Genomic DNA, 17,780 nt, shown 5'->3' on the forward strand with positions numbered 1-17,780 from the left:
TGTTACTTCAAGCAGTATCCCTCCCATTACCCGGCCCTCGCCCTTCGCTTCTTTTTGGTAGCGGCGGCACGGAAAAATTAATTTTATGGCTAAAATCAAAACAGCATACTTCTGCCAGAGCTGCGGCGCCCAATCAGCTAAATGGATTGGCAAGTGCCCCGCCTGTGGTGAATGGAATACCTACGTAGAGGAAGTTCTGGCCCGCGAAGACGTTACCCCTACCAGCGCCTGGAAAGTGGGCACCAGCAGCACGCAGGTAGCCAGTAAACCCAAGCCCATCAATGAAATCACCTACTCAGAGCAGGCCCGCATTGAAACCACCGATGCCGAGCTGAACCGCGTGCTGGGCGGCGGCATTGTGCCTGGCTCCATGGTGCTCATCGGCGGCGAGCCGGGCATAGGCAAGTCTACGCTCATGCTGCAGATTGCCCTGAGCCTGCGCGCCCAACGGGTATTGTATATTTCTGGGGAGGAAAGCGAGCAGCAGATCAAGATGCGCGCCGAGCGTCTGGGCGCTCAGCACCCCAACTGCTTTATCTTAACCGAGACCGGCACCCAGAACATCTTCAAGCAGGTAGAGCAGCTCCAACCCGATGTGCTGATCGTGGACTCCATCCAGACATTGCACTCTTCCTTTATTGAGAGTGGCGCGGGCAGCGTGGCGCAGGTGCGCGAGTGTACCGCAGAACTGCTAAAATTCGCGAAGGAAAGCGGCACGCCCGTGTTTTTGATTGGCCACATTACCAAAGAGGGTAGCCTGGCCGGACCCAAGATTCTGGAGCACATGGTAGACACCGTGCTTCAGTTTGAGGGCGACCGCCATATGACCTACCGCATTCTGCGCACCACCAAAAACCGCTTTGGAAGCACCTCTGAACTGGGCATCTATGAGATGTTGGGCACGGGGCTGAGAGAAGTGAGCAACCCCTCAGAGATATTGATCTCGCAGCGTGAAGAGGCGTTCAGTGGAATTACCATTGGTGGCACCATGGAAGGCAACCGGCCCTTATTGATTGAGGTGCAGAGCCTGGTCACGCCCGCCACTTACGGAACACCGCAGCGCAGCTCCACCGGCTTTGACGTGAAACGCCTGAACATGCTGCTGGCCGTGCTGGAGAAACGCGGGGGCTTCAAGATGGGTACCCAGGACGTGTTTTTGAACATTGCCGGCGGCCTTAAGGTAGAAGACCCGGCCCTGGACCTGGCTATCTGCGCCGCCATGCTTTCCTCTTTTGAGGACATCGCTATTCCGCATACCTCCTGCTTTGCCGCCGAGGTGGGTCTGGGCGGTGAGGTACGCGCCGTGCACCGCATTGAGCAGCGCATCTCAGAGGCCGAAAAGCTGGGTTTCCAGGATATTTATATTTCCAAGTACAACAAAAAAGGGGTGGATTTTAGCCGGTTCAATATCAGAATTCACGCCGCCAGCCGTTTAGAAGAGGTGTTCAGTGGGTTGTTTGGCTAAGGCCCCTCTGAACCCTTCTGCCCCTAACTGGCGTTAAATAACCCAATTGAAAAAGAATTATCCCCCGTAAACGTTCTTTCGCAATGATTTCTACTTCCAAAGCCCCCCTCGCCCTTCTTTTCTCCCTGGTTCTTGGTTTTGGCGCTAGCCCTTTGGCCCAGGCCCAAGGCACGGTCACCATTACCGGAAAGGTCTCTAACCCGGTAAGCGATAGCGTCTTGTTAGAGTTATATACCGTGCCGGCCTCCTACTCGGGGGTGTCACATACGGTGGCCCTGTCAAATAAAGGCGAATTTACCATTAAGGCGCCCGTGGGCGAGGCCATGCTGGGAGAACTGGTGCACGGGCCGGAGTCGGTGATGCTGTACCTACAGCCCGGTGATGCCCTGGACGTGCGCGTGGAGGCCGAGGACTTCATTTCCAGCCTCAAGATCAAGGGGAAAGGCTTTGAGGAGAACAACTTCCTGCTACAGTTTGAGAAGAAGTTTGAGGAGGAGGAAGATTATCAGGTGCTGCCAGACAACATCCATAAACGCGAGAAAGAGTTCCTGCAGTTTCTGGAGGAGCGCCGCGAAGACCAATACACCTTCCTGGAGAAGTTCCTGAAAAACAAGCAGATGTCTGAGGAGTTCAAGGCCTATGCCAAGGCCCAGATTGAGTTTACCTACGCCAATGACCGCCTCACCTATGTAGACGTGCGCAAACGCGTGGGAGATTTGCCGCCACAGCTTTCGCCCACGTACTATGACTTTCTTGCCAAGGTGAACCTGAATGACCCCGGTGCCACCAGAAGCCAGGCCTACCTTGATTTCCTCAACAACTACTTCCAGTTCAAGGCCTTAAAGGAGCAGCCTAACAATTTAGGGCGGGACTTTTACCCCACCCTGTATGCTATGGCCAAGAAAGAACTCAAAGGCGTTCCCCGTGAAATGATGCAGTCCCGTGTGGTGTCACAGGCGTTCCGGTTTGGCTACGTGCCCGATGCCGATGCCATGTACCTGGACTTTCTAAAGGAGGCAAAACAGCCTACCTACGTGAGTTACGTGAAAGACCAATACAAGCAGTTCAGAAGGGTGGGACTGGGAACCCCGGCTCCCGCGTTCAAACTCCTATCGGCGGCTGGTGACAGCGTTTCTCTGGATAAATACAAAGGCAAAATTGTGTACCTGGGCTTTTGGCGCACCCACTGCGGCATTTGCACAGTAGACCAGCAGGCCTACAAGTATTTCGCGCAGCAGTTGGCGGCTAAAGATATTGTGCTGCTGCAGGTATCGGTGGGTGAGGACCTGGCGGCCTGGAAAAAATCAGTGACTCAGAACAAATACCCGGGCGTGCAATTGTATGCGCCAGACCTGTCTGCCCAGATTCTCAAGGATTATGACGTAAAAAGCTTTCCGGCCTACTTTATGATCGCCCCAGACGGTACCCTTTTTAATACCAATGCCCGCCGCCCTGGCCACGCTGAAGGCGCCCGCGACGTGGCCACCGCCGTAGACAAATACCGCGAGAGCCAGGGGAAGTAGCGTTTTTTGCGTACTTTTGGAAAAACAGGCTTAAAACGCATTTGTGCCTTATCGCCTGGGGTTTTCGCTCTTCACCCTCGGGGCAGCAGCGGCCTAACCCATTTACCTCTAGCATTCTATTCCCTTGACCCGAGGCACCTTACAGGATGGATTGAACCTGGCATCTAAGCTTACCCCCCGCCGCGCCTGGAACGTGCTGCAGGTAGTGAGCAGCTATGCCCTGGCCCGCCTTACCAAAAAGCCCCGGCACTGGGGGGCCCCGGTGAGTATCTCCTTTGAGCCCACCACCTCCTGTAACCTGCGCTGCCCTGAGTGCCCCAGCGGCCTTAGGTCGTTCACCCGCCCCACGGGCATGCTCTCTAATGACCTGTTCAAGGAGACCATTGACCAACTGCACAACCGGCTGCTGTACCTGCTGTTCTACTTCCAGGGAGAGCCATACCTGCACCCTTCGTTCCTGGATCTGGTCAAATACGCCTCTAAAAAAGGCATTTATACCGCCACCTCTACCAACGCCCACTACCTTTCTGAGGAGAACGCCCGCAAAACCGTGGAGTCTGGCCTGGACCGCCTCATTATTTCTTTGGACGGCACCACGCAAGAAGTCTACAAGCAGTACCGCATAGGCGGGAAATTGGACAAGGTACTAGAAGGCACTAAGCGGTTGGTAGAGCAGAAACGTAAGCTGAAGTCCAAGACGCCGTACCTTATCTTCCAGTTTTTGGTGGTGCGCCCCAATGAGCACCAGATTGAGGACGCCCGGCAACTGGCCCAGGACTTAGGCGTAGATGACATTTGGTTTAAGACCGCCCAAATCTATGACCATGAACACGGCTCGCCGCTCATCCCTACCATAGACTATTATAGCAGGTATCAGGCGCAGCCCAACGGTACGTACTCGCTCAAGAACAAATTGATTGACGGCTGCTGGAAAATGTGGCATTCCTGCGTGATCACCTGGGACGGCCTGGTGGTACCCTGCTGCTTTGACAAAGACGCCCATTACCGCCTGGGCAACCTGAAGCAACAGTCCTTCAAGGAGCTTTGGAAAAGCGAGGGCTACCAAAAGTTCAGGGGCTCACTGTTGCAAGGCCGTACTCAAATAGAGATGTGCCGCAACTGCTCAGAAGGTACTAAAGTGTGGGGATAAAGCGTTTCTCTGGCAATTAATGTAGCTTGCATTCCCTATCTTTCGTATGTAGGGTAAATTTATTCTTCTCTCCTTTTTTGAGCTGGTGAAAACGTGCTTTTTGCAAAGCAAAGGCCTTTTTTACCGTGCCCATACGTGATATTCTATTTGCACGCCCGTGATTGAACTTAACAAAGCGTTCCAACTCCTTTGGCAAAAAATGGACATGTGGCTAAAGGCCGTGGTCCTCATGTTGCCTAACCTGCTTATGGCCTTGCTGGTGCTCATCCTTTCGGTGATCACTGCCCGGCTTATGCGCCGCACCTCAGATAAACTGCTTATCAGGTTTACCCATAGCAGTGCCCTCAACAACCTGGTAGGCACCACGGTCTATGCCAGCATCATGGTACTGGGGATTTTCTTCACCCTTAGCATTCTTAAGCTAGACAAGACGGTCACGACGTTACTGGCGGGTGCGGGTATCATTGGTTTGGCCCTGGGTTTCGCCTTTCAGGACATTGCCGCCAACTTCATCTCGGGGGTGATCATTGCTTTCAGAAAGCCTTTTGTGGTAGGTGACGTGATAGAGACCAATGACCATTTTGGGACCATTGAGCGCATTAACCTGCGCACTGTAGACATCAGAAGGCAAACCGGCGAACTGGTGAAAATGCCCAACCGAAAGGTCTTTGAGTCGGCGCTTACCAACTTCACGCATTATGGCATTAGGCGCATAGACCTTAAGGCCCATGTTGCCTATGGAGAGGATCTGGAGCGGGTACAGCAAGTGGTGAAAGAGGCCATGGTGGATATCCCCAATATGATAGAGGGCAAGGACGTGGAGGTGGTGTTTGAGGAGTTTGGCCCCAGCAGCGTCAATTTCCTGGTGCGCTACTGGATCCAGTACAAGCGCCAAACCGATTTTGTCTACGCCAAGAGCGATGCCATCATCAAGATCAAGAAGGCCTTTGACACCCACCACATAGAGATTCCGTTCCCGATGACAACGCTCAACTTTGGGGAAAAGGGCTGCCGGAACCTGTCCATTAATTTGAAGGAGGCCCTTCCTGGCCCACCCGCCCAGGACCGGGACTAAGACTTGGGCACTTCACCCCTGAGACAGGGCGCAAAAAAAGCGGCCGGAAAAGAACCTCCGGCCGCTTTTGCGTTTGTGCGCTGCAGGTATTGCAGACTATTTATCTTTCTTGTCCAGGTTTTTGCCAATGTCTTCCACCTGTTTCAGGAAAGCGTCTACTCCTTGGTCGGCGTACGTGCCGTAGGAGTTGGAGATGGTGCCTTTTAAGCCGTCATTGGTTTCCAGGGCGTACAGGATAGACATGTCATCTGGGTTACTTTCGCCCTCAAAGCGGTAAAAATCTACAATGCGCACCTGGTCAACGTTGTAGTATTTGTCTGAATTAAGCACACACAGACGGTTATCATCTGTCACTCTGAAGTTATTGGTATAGCCTTCTTTGTTAAGGCGAGCTTCCACGTTGATTAAGCTTCTTTCTTCTTCCTTGTCTTGCATAGCCAGAGGTATTAGGGTTGTGTTTGCGTTATTGGGTATTTGTTGGCTATACGTAAAAACCCCGTGGGGTTGCCAGCTATATTCAAAAAAAATAATATTCAACCGGTTTGCCTATGGCTTGCCCCTCAAAGTCCTGCCAAACCTGAGGGCTGTTTTAGGCCTGTTTTTCAAAAAGCAGGCTTAAAACAGAAGGCAAAAAAAAAGGCGTTCTGGGAGAGAACGCCTTTAGAAGTCTAGAATTGAAAGCTTATTACTTGGCCACCTTTTGTTTGGAGGCTTCTATCTCACGGGCAATTTTCTCCAGGTCAATAGTAGAGCAGGCGCTGCCGCAGCCTTTAGCACAGCCCAGGTCCTTAGAGAAAAAGCTTTTATACCCCAACCGAAGCACATAGCCCGCGGCCAGAAGAAAAATCAGAAGAATGATGATTTCCTGTACCATAACAAAAAGATAACGCTGCCAAAGGTAGAAATAGTTTGCCGGCAAGCCCTAAAATTCACCTTATTGCTTTAAACTCCTTTCCCCCTTAAAACCTGTTTTAAGCCTGTTTTTGGGAAAACGGCCCTAAAACGGCTTTCCCGAAGGTAAGCCTTACAACTCTACGCTGGCAGTCCTGGGTTCCTGGCCTTTCCAGAAGGGTTCAATAAGGGCCAGCATCTCTTTCTGCACCGCTGGACCGTTGCTCACGCAGATCTGCCGCCCGAAGACATAGTCCTTGCCTCCCATAAAATCGGTTACCTGACCGCCGGCCTCCTGCACCAACAGGGCGCCAGCGGCTACGTCATAAGAGTTGATATTGTATTCAAAGTACCCGTCAAACCTTCCGCAGGCCACGTAGGCTAGGTCAAGCGCGGCAGAGCCTAACCGCCGCAAACCGTGGCAGCCCTGCATGAACGCGCCCATCACGCTCAGGTAACTGGGCAGCAGGTCAAAGCTGTAGTATGGGAAGCCTGTGGCAATAAGCGACTCACTTAAAGTTGGGGTTTGCGATACCGAGATGCGGTTCTGGTTGCAGAAGGCGCCTCCTCCGGCAATGGCATGGTAACACTCATCACGGCAGATGTCATACACTACGCCCAATACCAGCTCCTCTTTTTGTTGCAGCGCAATACTGATGGCGTAGATGGGCAGGCCGTGAATGAAGTTGGTGGTGCCGTCCAGGGGGTCTACAATCCAGTTGTATTCGTCAGACTCCTCAGATTTGGTGCCTTCCTCGGTGATAAAGCCAGCGGCCGGCAGCAGTTGCTCCAGGCGGGCTACCAGTCGTTTCTCGGCTTCCTTGTCTACGTAAGATACCAGGTCATTCACGCCTTTGTGCTCCAGGTTGGCCACGTCAAAACGGGCGGCTTCGGTCTGGATAAACTGGCCTACCTCTTTGGTAAGCTGTATTACCTGGTCTCTAATGGTGGAAAGGTCTTGCATAACTTTAAAGGAAATATGCCCCTTACAGGAGAGGCGTTCTACTTATCTCAGGGGCCGGCGGCGAGTAACACCCCATACAACGGCCAACAAGGCAAAGCCCAGGGCCAGCCACTGCGTACCATGCCCAATAAATTCGCCGTGCCGGGTATAGAATGTCTGTTCTTGGTTGAACCTGATCACGCCTTTAAGGGCCGCCGGTACCCACCACCCCGATTTCTGCACCAATTGGCCTTTCTGATTGATAAAACCCGAGATGCCTGTATTAGCCGAACGGGCCACAGAGCGTCTGGTTTCAATAGCCCGCAGATTGGCGTAGGCCAAGTGCTGCTTGTACCCCGGTGAATCGCTCCACCAGGCGTCATTGGTGATGATGAAGATGGCATTAGCCCCGTTACGCACGTATTCGCTCACGTACTCGCCGTAAATGGACTCATAGCAGATCACGGGCGCGCCCGATAGGTTTGGCTGCTGCGCATGCCGGAACACCGAGCGCTCTTCTTGCATGCCGTAGCTGCCCACCGAGCCGCCCAAGTCAATGGCCATAGGCCCCAGAAACCCGAACAGCCCCGGATACGGCAGCTTCTCTACCCCCGGCACCAGCTTTGACTTGTGGTAGAACTCAAACTTACCGCTTTGCTGCAGGTGCAGGCCGGCGTTGAACACGTCATAATACCCAACTTCCGGGTGTTGCCGGGCGGTCACGCTTTTCTTGGAAGAGTCTGCATACTGAATAGCCGAGGTGATGCCGGAGACCAGCTCTATGCCCGGGTGCCGCGCCAGAAAGTCCTGCAGAACCAAGCGTACGGGGCTAAACTGAAAATTCTCCTCCCAGTTAAGACCATTGCTGATGGAGGTCTCGGGCCACAGCACAAATTTGGTATTGGGCGTGATCTGCTGTTCAGAGAGCTTGATTAACCGCGCCAGCTGCTGGTCAAAGGGAATGTAGCCTTCGCCGCCTTCAAACTTCTCGCGGTAGGGGTCTACGTTGGGCTGCACTACCACCACTTCGGCGGCCTCGCCTTTCTCCTGGTACTGGCTGCCAATCCAGAAGGAGATGACCAACGGTAGGACAATGGCGGCCACCGGGGCCCACCACCGGGCCATGGATTTCTTTCTGGACTGCAGCGCAAAGAAGATTAACAGGTTCACTATCCAGATCCAGACGGAGCCACCCAGAAAGCCGGTATACTCATACCACTGCACCCAACTGGGCACAGAGGCGAAACCGTTGCCCAGGGTCAACCAGGGCCAGCTCAAATCCCAGTTCAGGTGAAACTGCTCAAAGGCAATCCAGTAAACGGGCAGACTAAGGTAGCCTATGGTTTTGCCGGTGGCGCGCTTGGTCCAGTAGAAGGCCATGATAGGCACCGACATGAAAAGCGCATTGAACACCACAGCCGCAATACCGCCGCCCAGCGTGGAGTAACTTACCCAGTAGGTAGTGAAGATATTCCAGAGAAGCAGCATGAGGTAGGCGTGCCGGAAGAACCGTCGCCCTTTCTTGGGTTTATTCTGGCTGGAGATGATCTGTTCCATGAGCAGGAACGGTACCCACCCCACAAACAGAAAGATAGCCAGCGGCTTTACGGGCCAGCCCAGCCACAGCAAGAGTGCGCTCAGCAGCGCCAACAACGGAAGATTATAGCGGTTATTTGTTTCCCTGAACAACAATGACAAACTCTCCTTTGATAGCTTTAGTGGTAAACGTCTGCACCATTTCTGCTAGGGTGCCATTCAACGTTTCTTCAAATAATTTACTGATCTCGCGGCTCACTGAGACCATACGCTCCGGCCCAAAAACCTCCTTGAACTGCTCCAGCGTCTTTAACACCCGGTGCGGCGACTCATAGAAAATCATGGTGCGTTCTTCCTGGGCCAGACTCTGTAACCGCGTCTGCCGTCCTTTTTTAATGGGCAGAAAACCCTCAAAGGTAAACCGGTCTGTGCTGAAACCTGATTTTACCAAAGCCGGCACAAAGGCCGTGGGCCCAGGCAGGCATTCAATTTTAATACCTTCCTGCACGCAGGCCCTTACCAGCAGGAAACCGGGGTCTGAGATACCGGGCGTGCCGGCGTCTGAGACCATGGCCATTTTCTCACCCTTCTTCAGGCGTTCCACCAGGTGGGCCACCGCCTTATGCTCATTGTGCAGGTGGTGGCTGTGCATGCGCTTGTCAATGCCCAAGTGGTTGAGCAGCTTGCCGCTGGTACGGGTATCTTCGGCTAAGACCACGTCCACTTCCTTGAGAATACGGATGGCCCGGAGGGTAATGTCCTCCAGGTTGCCAATGGGCGTGGGTACTAAATATAAACTGGTTTCTTCTGCAGGCTCGGCCATAGCTCAAAGATAAGACTTTTTTGAGTTCTGAGTCCTGAGTTCTGAGTCCTGAGTTCTACCTCATGAATCAGGAGGGGCGTTTTGAGCCTGTTTTTCAAAAAACGGCCTCAAAACGGGTTTTGCTCGCATCTGGCCTTAGTTGTTCTCTGACTTAGCGTAGTATTTCTCGGCTAGCGCCGTGATGCGTTGCGCCAGCGCATGGTCTTTTTGGGTAATGGTAGTGCCGGCATCATAGGTAGTGAGCCTGATCTCCACTTTATTGTAGACGTTGCTCCACCAAGGGTGATGATTGAGTTCCTCGGCTACCTGGGCCACCTGGGTTATGAACGCGAAAGCTTCCTTGAAATCTTTAAAGGTGAAGGCCTGGGTTAGGTGGTTGTTTTTTTCGGTCCACATATTGGGCTTGTTTTGGTCAGGGAAAAGAAAAGTGCCGCTCCGTGTTTTTACTCTCTTTTCTTGAAAACGGCTATGAAACGTATCTCTTCTGTTTCAATTAAGTAAAAAGGAGGCAGCCGTCTATCAAGCTTCTGCACTGACTAGTACTCAACTTTAACCAATCACATATGGCCACCGAGAAACCGAAGAAAGTCCCAGATCAGCACCAAAGCCAGCAACCGGGCCTGGAACATAAAATGACCCCAGAGCCTACCGTCATACGGGAAGGCTACAAAGGCAGCGATAAACTCAAGGGCAAGAAAGCCCTGATTACCGGCGGCGACAGCGGTATTGGGCGCGCGGTAGCCGTTCACTTCGCCCGCGAGGGCGCCGATGTGGCTATTGTCTACCTCAACGAGGACAAAGACGCCAAAGACACCCAGAAGATGGTGGAGAAAGAGGGCCGTATATGCGTCTTGATTGCCGGTGACCTGCGCGACGAGAAGTTCTGTAAGGACAGCGTGAAACGGGCCGTGAAAGAACTGGGCGGCCTGAACATTCTGGTGAACAATGCCGCTGAGCAGCACGAAAAGCAGGACTTGCGCGAGATCTCCGGCCAACAGCTGGAAGACACCTTCCGGACCAACATTTTCTCATTCTTCTTTGTGGCCCAAGCCGCCCTGGACCATTTACAGAAAGGCGACAGCATTATCAATACCACCTCCATCACGTCTTACCGCGGTTCTGAGCACCTCATGGATTACTCGGCTACCAAGGGCGCCATCACCACCTTTACCCGGTCGCTCTCGCAGAACCTGGCCAAGGAAGGCATACGGGTAAACGCCGTGGCCCCCGGCCCTATCTGGACCCCGCTCATTCCGGCCACGCTGGAAGAAGTAGGTGATTTTGGCAAAGACCAGCCCATGGGGCGTTTGGGCCAGCCTTCTGAAGTAGCGCCTGCTTATGTGTTTCTGGCCTCTGAAGACGGTTCTTATATTACCGGACAGACCATTCACGTGAACGGCGGCGAGATGATCAATGGGTAAGCCTTAACCTTTCCACGTGGAAACAGTAAACTAGGAGACAATTTTAACTTTAACCCCAACGCCTATGGCAACTGACAATAAAGAGCACCCCAACGGTCATGACCGACCGGTACGGGTGATTGATGACACCAGTACCAACATGGAAGACATGATGGCCGGGCATATTATCCCGGGCGCAGATCCGCCAAAGAATGAGGCCCAGCGCGGTGGCTTCGGGAACCGAGACGGCAAAGAGGGCTACGGCTCTGACTCTTCAGACGGACCATCATCTGTGAGCGTAAACGAAGACGCAGACAGCACTGAGCATCCGGCAGACAACATGCGCACCGAGGAAGAAGGCCGCGGCACGTGATTTAGTGACGAGTGATAAAGGATATGTTGAACTAACTTAAAAAAGGAGGAACTCATGCCATATAAGAGCAATAACACCAACCAGGATTCTAAGTCTCAGAAAGGCGGCCCCGCCAACAGAGGCGATGACAAAGCTGGCGCCAAGACCACCGGTGGGCCAGAGGCCATTGACCGTGCCGAAGAACTGGTAGCCAAGCACCTGGATGACCAGGAACGCCCAGTGCCAGAAGCCCGCACGCACCCTAACCGGAACACCAATAAACCACAGATTGACAAGCCAGGCTATGGCGGGTCTTGATTAGGTTTAGCTATACATAGAAAGGCACCTTCCATCTGGGAGGTGCCTTTTTCATTTGGGCCCTGTCATGTTTTGCCTCTGGGAGCTAGTTTATCAGAAAACTGTTTCGGGGCCATTTTCCAAAAAACAGGCTTAAAACTGAAATCTTACCTACAAAAGACAACTGCCTTCATTCCGTTTTTACACTTAACAAAAGATTTACAGACCAGAGTCGACCTTCGGTTTTAAAACAGTAGACCCTACCAGACGTACATCTCCATTTCAGCAATTCTTACCTTTTAATTTTATGGCCCGATATGCCATTTCAGATATCCACGGGTGCCTGGTCACTTTCCAGAAGATGGTGGAGCAGGTAATTCAACTTGGGCCCCAGGACCACCTGTACCTCTTAGGCGACTACATTAACAAAGGTCCCCACAGCAAAGAGGTGATGGACTATATCTTTTATTTGCAGCGGCAGGGTTATCAACTCACTTGCCTGCGGGGCAATCATGACCAGTTGCTCTTAGATGCCCTGGACAAAGGCGAACATACCGTCTGGCTTACCCCGGAAGACAAACAGAGCACCTTGCAGAACTTTGGGGTAGCCTCCTTTCAAGACATAGACCAGGCGTATATTTCCTTTATCAAGTCGCTCCCGCTACTAGCAATATTGGACGACTATGTTTTGGTGCACGCCGGCCTGGACTTCTCTTTATCTAACCCCCTTCTTACCAACAACTTTGTTCTGCTCAATACCAAACGCATGCAGCCGTCGCTGGCCAAACTAGGCGAGAGAAGGCTCTTGCACGGGCACCTTCCCATCCCAAGGGCAAGCATTGAGCAAGCGGTCAGCAGAAAGCGGCCAGCTATTAATCTGGATGCTGGCTGTGTGTATTATAAGAATCAGGAGTTCGGGCAGTTATGCGCCCTCAACCTAGACACTTTAGCATTATTCTTCTTACAGAATTCAGAGGAGCCTTACCCCATCAAGACCAAGTAAAACATTAAAAATTGTCCTGCAATTAATCCCCTTCAACCAACTCCTTCCTATTCTCCTATTTCCCTCTAATGTTCCTTTTCTCCACTAATCTTTATGAGGCTCTTAAATAGCAACTGAAGGGCCTTTCCTTAAATATTACAGACTCCCTATATTCTGAATGTCCTGAAGGAAGCTTCTACGCATACTTAAAAATTTATAAATTAATATCTTAGAATCTTAAACTTTATTGTAATTTTACCCGTATGGGCCACCCCAAAAATGAATACTCTTTAAAATATAATTATATTATTTAATATTACTATTTTTATAAGAGGGCTAATTTTTAGAATACCCACAAGTAGGTATTGACCAACAATTTATAGTTACAACCCAAAATCAGTTCATCAATTTTAAAGTAGCGTTATGGAGAAAAATTTACTCAGAAGAATGTCTTCCGGGGAAAGTAGGGCAAGCAGAATCTGGCTATTTTTAGTCTTGGTTTTACTAAGTGCTACCCCCGCACTGAAGACGCAGGCACAGGTGACCACCTTGCCGACAGAACATTATGGTCCTTGGTCAACCTTGAATAATGTTCCAGCACCTAAACCTGGGTGGTCCCATTTTGGACTAGGAACTGATGCGCCTGCTGAATTAGGGGGCGTAGATGCTAAAAATTTCTCGGGATCCAGAGTAGCTAATTTTAATTCAAACGGGGATTTTATCAAAATTGACCTTAGTGGTTTACCATCTACTACAAAGCCAGGTGATTTAAAATTTCATATTGCTTATAGGAATGGCTCAGATCTAACTGCTATCTATAATGGTACATTTATAGTAGAGGAATCTGAAACTGACGCTATTGATAGTTATTCACCCATTGCAACCTATAACTCTTTACCAAGACAATCAAGTCCAACGAATGACGGAGAACCTAAGACCGTAAAGCTAAAAAACACCACAAAGTTTGTGAGGCTTAAACAAGCTACAGGCTTAACAGCAGGGTCAGTACTTGTGGATAGAGTTTTATTAACAGAATCAGTAGTTGTACCTTCAGCTCCTGAGATCAACGTATTACCGGGCAGCAGCGCGACCGGCGGTTCCTCTTCCTACGTGTTCAGCGCCCAGAACCTGAACGTGGAAAGCGCCCCCGTGGTGTTCACCATCGAGAACACAGGTGACCAGCCCCTTTCCATCACCACCCCGCTGCAGCTGAGCGGAGCGAACGCCAACCAGTTCCAGATCACCAAGCAGCCGGAGTCCACCATCGCTGTGGGCGGCACCTCCACCTTCGAGGTGGTCTTCAAGCCGACTTCCGTGCTGGACAAGTTCGCCACCATCAGCATCGCAAACAACGACCCCAACGAGAACCCCTACACCATCAACCTGTCCGGCGAGGGCGTTCTTCTTCCTCCCACCATCAGCAGCTTTGATCCAAGTGCAGGCCCTATTGGAGCTACCATCAAAATTTTGGGTTCCAACCTCACTAACACAGAATTAGTTCTTTTCGAAAATGGAACTTCAACTGGAAGATCTGCCGTATTTAAAGTGGTGGATGATAATACTATAACTGCCACTGTTCCAGCCGGTGCAACTTCTGGGAACGTTAAAATTTCTTATAATAAGGGTGGAAGTACTACTACAAGCGTTGCCACGTTTGCAGTACAATTTCCTGAGATCAACGTATTACCGGGCAGCAGCGCGACCGGCGGTTCCTCTTCCTACGTGTTCAGCGCCCAGAACCTGAACGTGGAAAGCGCCCCCGTGGTGTTCACCATCGAGAACACAGGTGACCAGCCCCTTTCCATCACCACCCCGCTGCAGCTGAGCGGAGCGAACGCCAACCAGTTCCAGATCACCAAGCAGCCGGAGTCCACCATCGCTGTGGGCGGCACCTCCACCTTCGAGGTGGTCTTCAAGCCGACTTCCGTGCTGGACAAGTTCGCCACCATCAGCATCGCAAACAACGACCCCAACGAGAACCCCTACACCATCAACCTGTCCGGCGAGGGCGTTATTCTTCCTCCCACCATCAGCAGCTTTGATCCAGAACTGGGTGCTATTGGAGCTACCATCAGGATTTTAGGTTCCAACTTTACTAACACAAGTGGTGTTATTTTCCAAAATGGGAAAACTGCTGTGTTCAGAATAATTGATGATAAGACTATTGAGGCAACAGTACCAGAAGGCTCTATAACAGGCCCGGTAACACTTGCCTATGATAATTCTACCAAGACAACAACTAGCCAAGCATCATTTTCTGTTGAAGCAGGGCCAGTAATCACAGACTTCACGCCTAAATCAGGTCCGGTTGGTACAGTTGTTACTATTAAAGGGGGTAACTTCTGGGTTGACGGCATGGTTTACTTCAAGGACGCCAACGGCAACAATACCTACCCTAGCTTCTATGAGTACGTGAGTAGCACTGAGGTTAAGGCCACCGTGCCAGCCGACGCCGCAACAGGCCTGCTTACAGTAGAAGGAGAATTTGGTGTAACAGAATCAGCAACAGTATTTACACTTACTGTACCAGCTCCCGCTATTTCAACTGTGAGCCCTAATTCTGGCCCTGATGGCACGGTAGTGCAAGTGACCGGAACAAACCTGAAAGGAATTACAGCAGTGACTATCAACGGGATAACAGCTGCTTATAAAGAGACGACACAAGGTTTCACCACCGTAGTCCCAGCAGATGCTCCAGTTGGAAAAGGCTTATTAGTAGTGACAACAGCTGGTGGTACCGCACAGGCAGAATTTACTGTAACGGTTCCAATGCCAATCATCACTGACTTCACGCCTAAATCAGGTCCGGTTGGCACGGTAGTAACTATAATAGGACGTAACTTCTGGGTTGACGGCATGGTTTACTTCAAGGACGCCAACGGCAACAATACCTACCCTAGCTTCTATGAGTACGTGAGTAGCACTGAGGTTAAGGCCACCGTGCCAGCCGACGCCGCAACAGGCCTGCTTACAGTAGAAGGAGAATTTGGAACGGTTGAGTCACAAACTGCCTACACACTTTCTATTCCAGCACCAGTAATTGCCAAGTTAGATCCAAATGCAGGACTTCCTGGTACAGTAATTAAGGTAACAGGAGCAGACCTTAAGGGTATCACTAATGTCACTATTAATGGAACCAAAGCTAGCTGGAAAGAAACCGCTGAAGGCTTCACTACTGTAGTACCTGATGCGGCACCCGCAGGTAATGGTAAATTAGAAGTGACAACAGCAGGAGGTACTGATGATGCAGTGTTCACCGTACTTGAACCTGCTCCGCTTCCAGTTGAATTAATGGACTTCGCTGGTAAAGGATCTTCTAAAGGCATTACCCTTACCTGGAAAACGGCCTCTGAAAAAGACAATGCTTACTTTGAAGTACAGGCTAGCGCCAATCCTACCAAAGAAAATTTTGTAACGATTGGCCGTGTAGACAGCAAAGTAACTAACAGCTCAGTGGTGCAATCTTATGAGTTCATGGACCGTGCTCCAAGAGGACCTGTAACCTACTACCGCTTAAAGCAAGTTGACCTGGATGGCGCTTCTGAACTGAGCAATGTAATTGCTGTTAAGAGAGCACTGACCGGATCTTCAAATGCACAAGTGAAAGTATATCCAAATCCATTTGTGCAGAACCTGAACCTGGAGGTTGAAGCTGCTGAAGCAGGCCAGATGAACGTAGTTCTTTACTACGTAACTGGTAAAAAAGCTTTTGAGCAAGTAATCTCTGTAGAAAAAGGCGCCGCTGTAGTAGAACTTCCATTAGGCAATGCTTCTCTAAGCGCAGGTATCTACATCTTGACTACAGAAATAAATGGCCAGGTAACTACTTCCCGTGTAGTGAAGCAGTAATCACCCACCAACACCTAACACAAAAGCCCCGGGTTAAGCCCGGGGCTTTTTTTTAGCCCTTTCCCCTAGAACCGCCCAAGACCGCTACACACCATTTCTCTTGTGCCTTCAACCTTAAACCATTGGTTATTTGCTGCAATGGCTGTACTTTTGGGCACCTACTAACAAAATCTCTCATGCAACGCGATTCCCAAATCTTCGACCTTATCCAGAAAGAGCACCAACGCCAATTACACGGCTTAGAACTCATTGCCTCAGAAAACTTTGTGTCTGACCAGGTAATGGAGGCTATGGGCAGCGTGCTGACCAATAAATACGCCGAGGGCCTGCCCGCTAAGCGCTATTATGGGGGTTGTGAGATAGTAGACCAATCAGAACAGCTGGCTATTGACCGCGCCAAGCAACTCTTCGGGGTAGAGTGGGTGAACGTACAGCCGCACTCCGGCGCCCAGGCCAATGCCGCCGTGATGCTGGCCGTGCTAAACGCCGGAGATAAAATCCTGGGCTTTGACCTGTCACACGGTGGGCACTTAACCCACGGGTCACCAGTGAACTTCTCGGGTAAACTCTATAAGCCGTCCTTCTATGGGGTGGAGCCGGAGACCGGCGAGATCAACTGGGATAAAGTAAGAGAGGTAGCCGAGCGCGAGAAACCAAAGTTGATCATCTGTGGGGCCTCGGCCTATTCCCGTGACTGGAACTACAAAGTATTGCGCGAGGCCGCCGATGCGGTAGGTGCCCTTTTATTGGCTGACATTTCGCACCCGGCCGGCCTAATTGCCACCGGTCTTTTGAATGACCCGTTTGACTATTGCCACATTGTGACCACCACCACGCACAAAACCCTTAGGGGCCCACGCGGTGGCATGATCATGATGCGGAAAGACTTTGAAAACCCATTCGGGCTGAAGACACCAAAAGGCGAGGTACGCATGATGTCCTCCCTGCTGGACAGTGGCGTGTTCCCAGGCACGCAGGGCGGACCACTGGAGCACGTGATTGCCGCCAAAGCCGTGGCGTTCTTTGAGGCCCTTACGCCTTCTTACAAAGAGTATACCGCCCAGGTACAGAAAAACGCCCAGGCGTTGGCCCATTCCCTGGTGAACCGTGGCTACAAACTCATCTCTTCCGGTACAGACAACCACCTCATGTTAATTGACTTGAGATCTAAGGACTTGACTGGCAAGCTGGCCGAAAACACCCTAATCAAAGCCGATATCACCATCAACAAGAACATGGTGCCCTTTGATGACAAATCTCCTTTTGTGACCTCCGGAATCCGAATTGGCTCGGCGGCCGTAACTACCCGGGGACTGAAGGAACAAGACATGGACCGCATTGTGGAATACATTGACCGCGTGCTCATGAACCATGACAATGACACCATCATTGCCCAAACCAGAAAAGACATCAACAACTGGATGCTACAGTTCCCGTTGTTTAACTACTAAATAACCAGACGCAGGCTACACTTCATTAGAGAGACGCTTTTCC

The 17,780-nt window shown here is 51.2% G+C and carries 16 protein-coding genes; 10 read left to right on the forward strand and 6 right to left on the reverse strand.

The features are described 5' to 3' along the window. Positions 1-85: 85 nt before the first annotated feature. The 4 genes from radA (at position 86) to ACYVJQ_RS13800 (ending at position 5,213) form a co-directional block, all read left to right on the forward strand. Positions 86-1,465 (forward strand): DNA repair protein RadA, encoded by a 1,380-nt coding sequence (gene radA, locus ACYVJQ_RS13785; RefSeq protein WP_460893684.1) that lies wholly within the window; start codon positions 86-88, stop codon positions 1,463-1,465. 83 nt (positions 1,466-1,548) lie between these two features. Continuing rightward, on the forward strand, positions 1,549-2,988 hold the full coding sequence (locus tag ACYVJQ_RS13790) for a peroxiredoxin family protein (RefSeq protein ID WP_460893685.1): 1,440 nt from the start codon (positions 1,549-1,551) through the stop codon (positions 2,986-2,988). A 124-nt stretch (positions 2,989-3,112) separates the two neighbouring features. Next, positions 3,113-4,138, forward strand: a complete 1,026-nt coding sequence (locus tag ACYVJQ_RS13795) for an SPASM domain-containing protein (protein ID WP_460893686.1) — start codon at positions 3,113-3,115, stop codon at positions 4,136-4,138. 157 nt (positions 4,139-4,295) lie between these two features. Continuing rightward, positions 4,296-5,213, forward strand: coding sequence for a mechanosensitive ion channel family protein (locus ACYVJQ_RS13800; RefSeq protein WP_460893687.1), 918 nt, complete (start codon positions 4,296-4,298; stop codon positions 5,211-5,213). Between the two features lie 96 nt (positions 5,214-5,309). Here ACYVJQ_RS13800 and ACYVJQ_RS13805 read toward each other — a convergent pair whose 3' ends face one another. From ACYVJQ_RS13805 to ACYVJQ_RS13830, 6 genes are all read right to left on the reverse strand, one after another. Next, entirely contained in the window at positions 5,310-5,648 is a 339-nt protein-coding gene (locus tag ACYVJQ_RS13805; RefSeq protein WP_460893688.1) for a hypothetical protein, read from the reverse strand. Positions 5,649-5,898: 250 nt separating this feature from the next. Next, positions 5,899-6,087 carry a FeoB-associated Cys-rich membrane protein gene (locus ACYVJQ_RS13810; protein WP_460893689.1) on the reverse strand — a complete coding sequence of 63 codons (189 nt, stop codon included), beginning with the start codon at positions 6,085-6,087 and terminating at the stop codon, positions 5,899-5,901. Between the two features lie 150 nt (positions 6,088-6,237). After that, complete coding sequence (locus tag ACYVJQ_RS13815; protein ID WP_460893690.1) at positions 6,238-7,068, reverse strand: inositol monophosphatase family protein; 831 nt, start codon at positions 7,066-7,068, stop codon at positions 6,238-6,240. 42 nt (positions 7,069-7,110) lie between these two features. Then, positions 7,111-8,745 (reverse strand): apolipoprotein N-acyltransferase, encoded by a 1,635-nt coding sequence (lnt, locus tag ACYVJQ_RS13820; protein ID WP_460893691.1) that lies wholly within the window; start codon positions 8,743-8,745, stop codon positions 7,111-7,113. Then, positions 8,717-9,406, reverse strand: coding sequence for a 16S rRNA (cytidine(1402)-2'-O)-methyltransferase (gene rsmI, locus ACYVJQ_RS13825; protein WP_460893692.1), 690 nt, complete (start codon positions 9,404-9,406; stop codon positions 8,717-8,719). The genes lnt and rsmI overlap by 29 nt, the downstream gene beginning before the upstream one ends. A 135-nt stretch (positions 9,407-9,541) precedes the next feature. Further along, positions 9,542-9,802: a 4a-hydroxytetrahydrobiopterin dehydratase gene (locus ACYVJQ_RS13830; RefSeq protein ID WP_460893693.1), complete on the reverse strand. Its 261-nt coding sequence runs from the start codon at positions 9,800-9,802 to the stop codon at positions 9,542-9,544. Between the two features lie 167 nt (positions 9,803-9,969). Between ACYVJQ_RS13830 and ACYVJQ_RS13835 the strand changes: the two genes are divergently transcribed. The 6 genes from ACYVJQ_RS13835 (at position 9,970) to glyA (ending at position 17,737) form a co-directional block, all read left to right on the forward strand. Next, a complete protein-coding gene (locus tag ACYVJQ_RS13835; RefSeq protein WP_460893694.1) occupies positions 9,970-10,827 on the forward strand; it encodes an SDR family oxidoreductase in 858 nt (285 codons plus the stop codon). Between the two features lie 64 nt (positions 10,828-10,891). Further along, complete coding sequence (locus tag ACYVJQ_RS13840; protein ID WP_460893695.1) at positions 10,892-11,179, forward strand: hypothetical protein; 288 nt, start codon at positions 10,892-10,894, stop codon at positions 11,177-11,179. A 54-nt stretch (positions 11,180-11,233) separates the two neighbouring features. Next, positions 11,234-11,476, forward strand: a complete 243-nt coding sequence (locus ACYVJQ_RS13845) for a hypothetical protein (protein ID WP_460893696.1) — start codon at positions 11,234-11,236, stop codon at positions 11,474-11,476. Positions 11,477-11,762: 286 nt separating this feature from the next. Next, a complete protein-coding gene (locus ACYVJQ_RS13850; RefSeq protein WP_460893697.1) occupies positions 11,763-12,458 on the forward strand; it encodes a metallophosphoesterase family protein in 696 nt (231 codons plus the stop codon). A 402-nt stretch (positions 12,459-12,860) separates the two neighbouring features. Continuing rightward, positions 12,861-16,286, forward strand: a complete 3,426-nt coding sequence (locus tag ACYVJQ_RS13855) for a choice-of-anchor D domain-containing protein (protein ID WP_460893698.1) — start codon at positions 12,861-12,863, stop codon at positions 16,284-16,286. A 176-nt stretch (positions 16,287-16,462) separates the two neighbouring features. After that, positions 16,463-17,737, forward strand: coding sequence for a serine hydroxymethyltransferase (glyA, locus tag ACYVJQ_RS13860; RefSeq protein WP_460893699.1), 1,275 nt, complete (start codon positions 16,463-16,465; stop codon positions 17,735-17,737). Positions 17,738-17,780: the final 43 nt, after the last annotated feature.

The organism is Rufibacter soli, assembly GCF_054781795.1.

What these genes read in the sequence shown, in the direction of transcription:
- ACYVJQ_RS13810 (WP_460893689.1), bottom strand. Translation starts at nt 6,087, where the DNA reads ATGGTACAGGAAATCATCATTCTTCTGATTTTTCTTCTGGCCGCGGGC.
- ACYVJQ_RS13815 (WP_460893690.1), bottom strand. Translation starts at nt 7,068, where the DNA reads ATGCAAGACCTTTCCACCATTAGAGACCAGGTAATACAGCTTACCAAA.
- glyA (WP_460893699.1), top strand. Translation starts at nt 16,463, where the DNA reads ATGCAACGCGATTCCCAAATCTTCGACCTTATCCAGAAAGAGCACCAA.
- ACYVJQ_RS13835 (WP_460893694.1), top strand. Translation starts at nt 9,970, where the DNA reads ATGGCCACCGAGAAACCGAAGAAAGTCCCAGATCAGCACCAAAGCCAG.
- ACYVJQ_RS13790 (WP_460893685.1), top strand. Translation starts at nt 1,549, where the DNA reads ATGATTTCTACTTCCAAAGCCCCCCTCGCCCTTCTTTTCTCCCTGGTT.
- ACYVJQ_RS13845 (WP_460893696.1), top strand. Translation starts at nt 11,234, where the DNA reads ATGCCATATAAGAGCAATAACACCAACCAGGATTCTAAGTCTCAGAAA.
- ACYVJQ_RS13830 (WP_460893693.1), bottom strand. Translation starts at nt 9,802, where the DNA reads ATGTGGACCGAAAAAAACAACCACCTAACCCAGGCCTTCACCTTTAAA.
- ACYVJQ_RS13840 (WP_460893695.1), top strand. Translation starts at nt 10,892, where the DNA reads ATGGCAACTGACAATAAAGAGCACCCCAACGGTCATGACCGACCGGTA.
- rsmI (WP_460893692.1), bottom strand. Translation starts at nt 9,406, where the DNA reads ATGGCCGAGCCTGCAGAAGAAACCAGTTTATATTTAGTACCCACGCCC.
- ACYVJQ_RS13850 (WP_460893697.1), top strand. Translation starts at nt 11,763, where the DNA reads ATGGCCCGATATGCCATTTCAGATATCCACGGGTGCCTGGTCACTTTC.
- ACYVJQ_RS13805 (WP_460893688.1), bottom strand. Translation starts at nt 5,648, where the DNA reads ATGCAAGACAAGGAAGAAGAAAGAAGCTTAATCAACGTGGAAGCTCGC.
- radA (WP_460893684.1), top strand. Translation starts at nt 86, where the DNA reads ATGGCTAAAATCAAAACAGCATACTTCTGCCAGAGCTGCGGCGCCCAA.
- ACYVJQ_RS13855 (WP_460893698.1), top strand. Translation starts at nt 12,861, where the DNA reads ATGGAGAAAAATTTACTCAGAAGAATGTCTTCCGGGGAAAGTAGGGCA.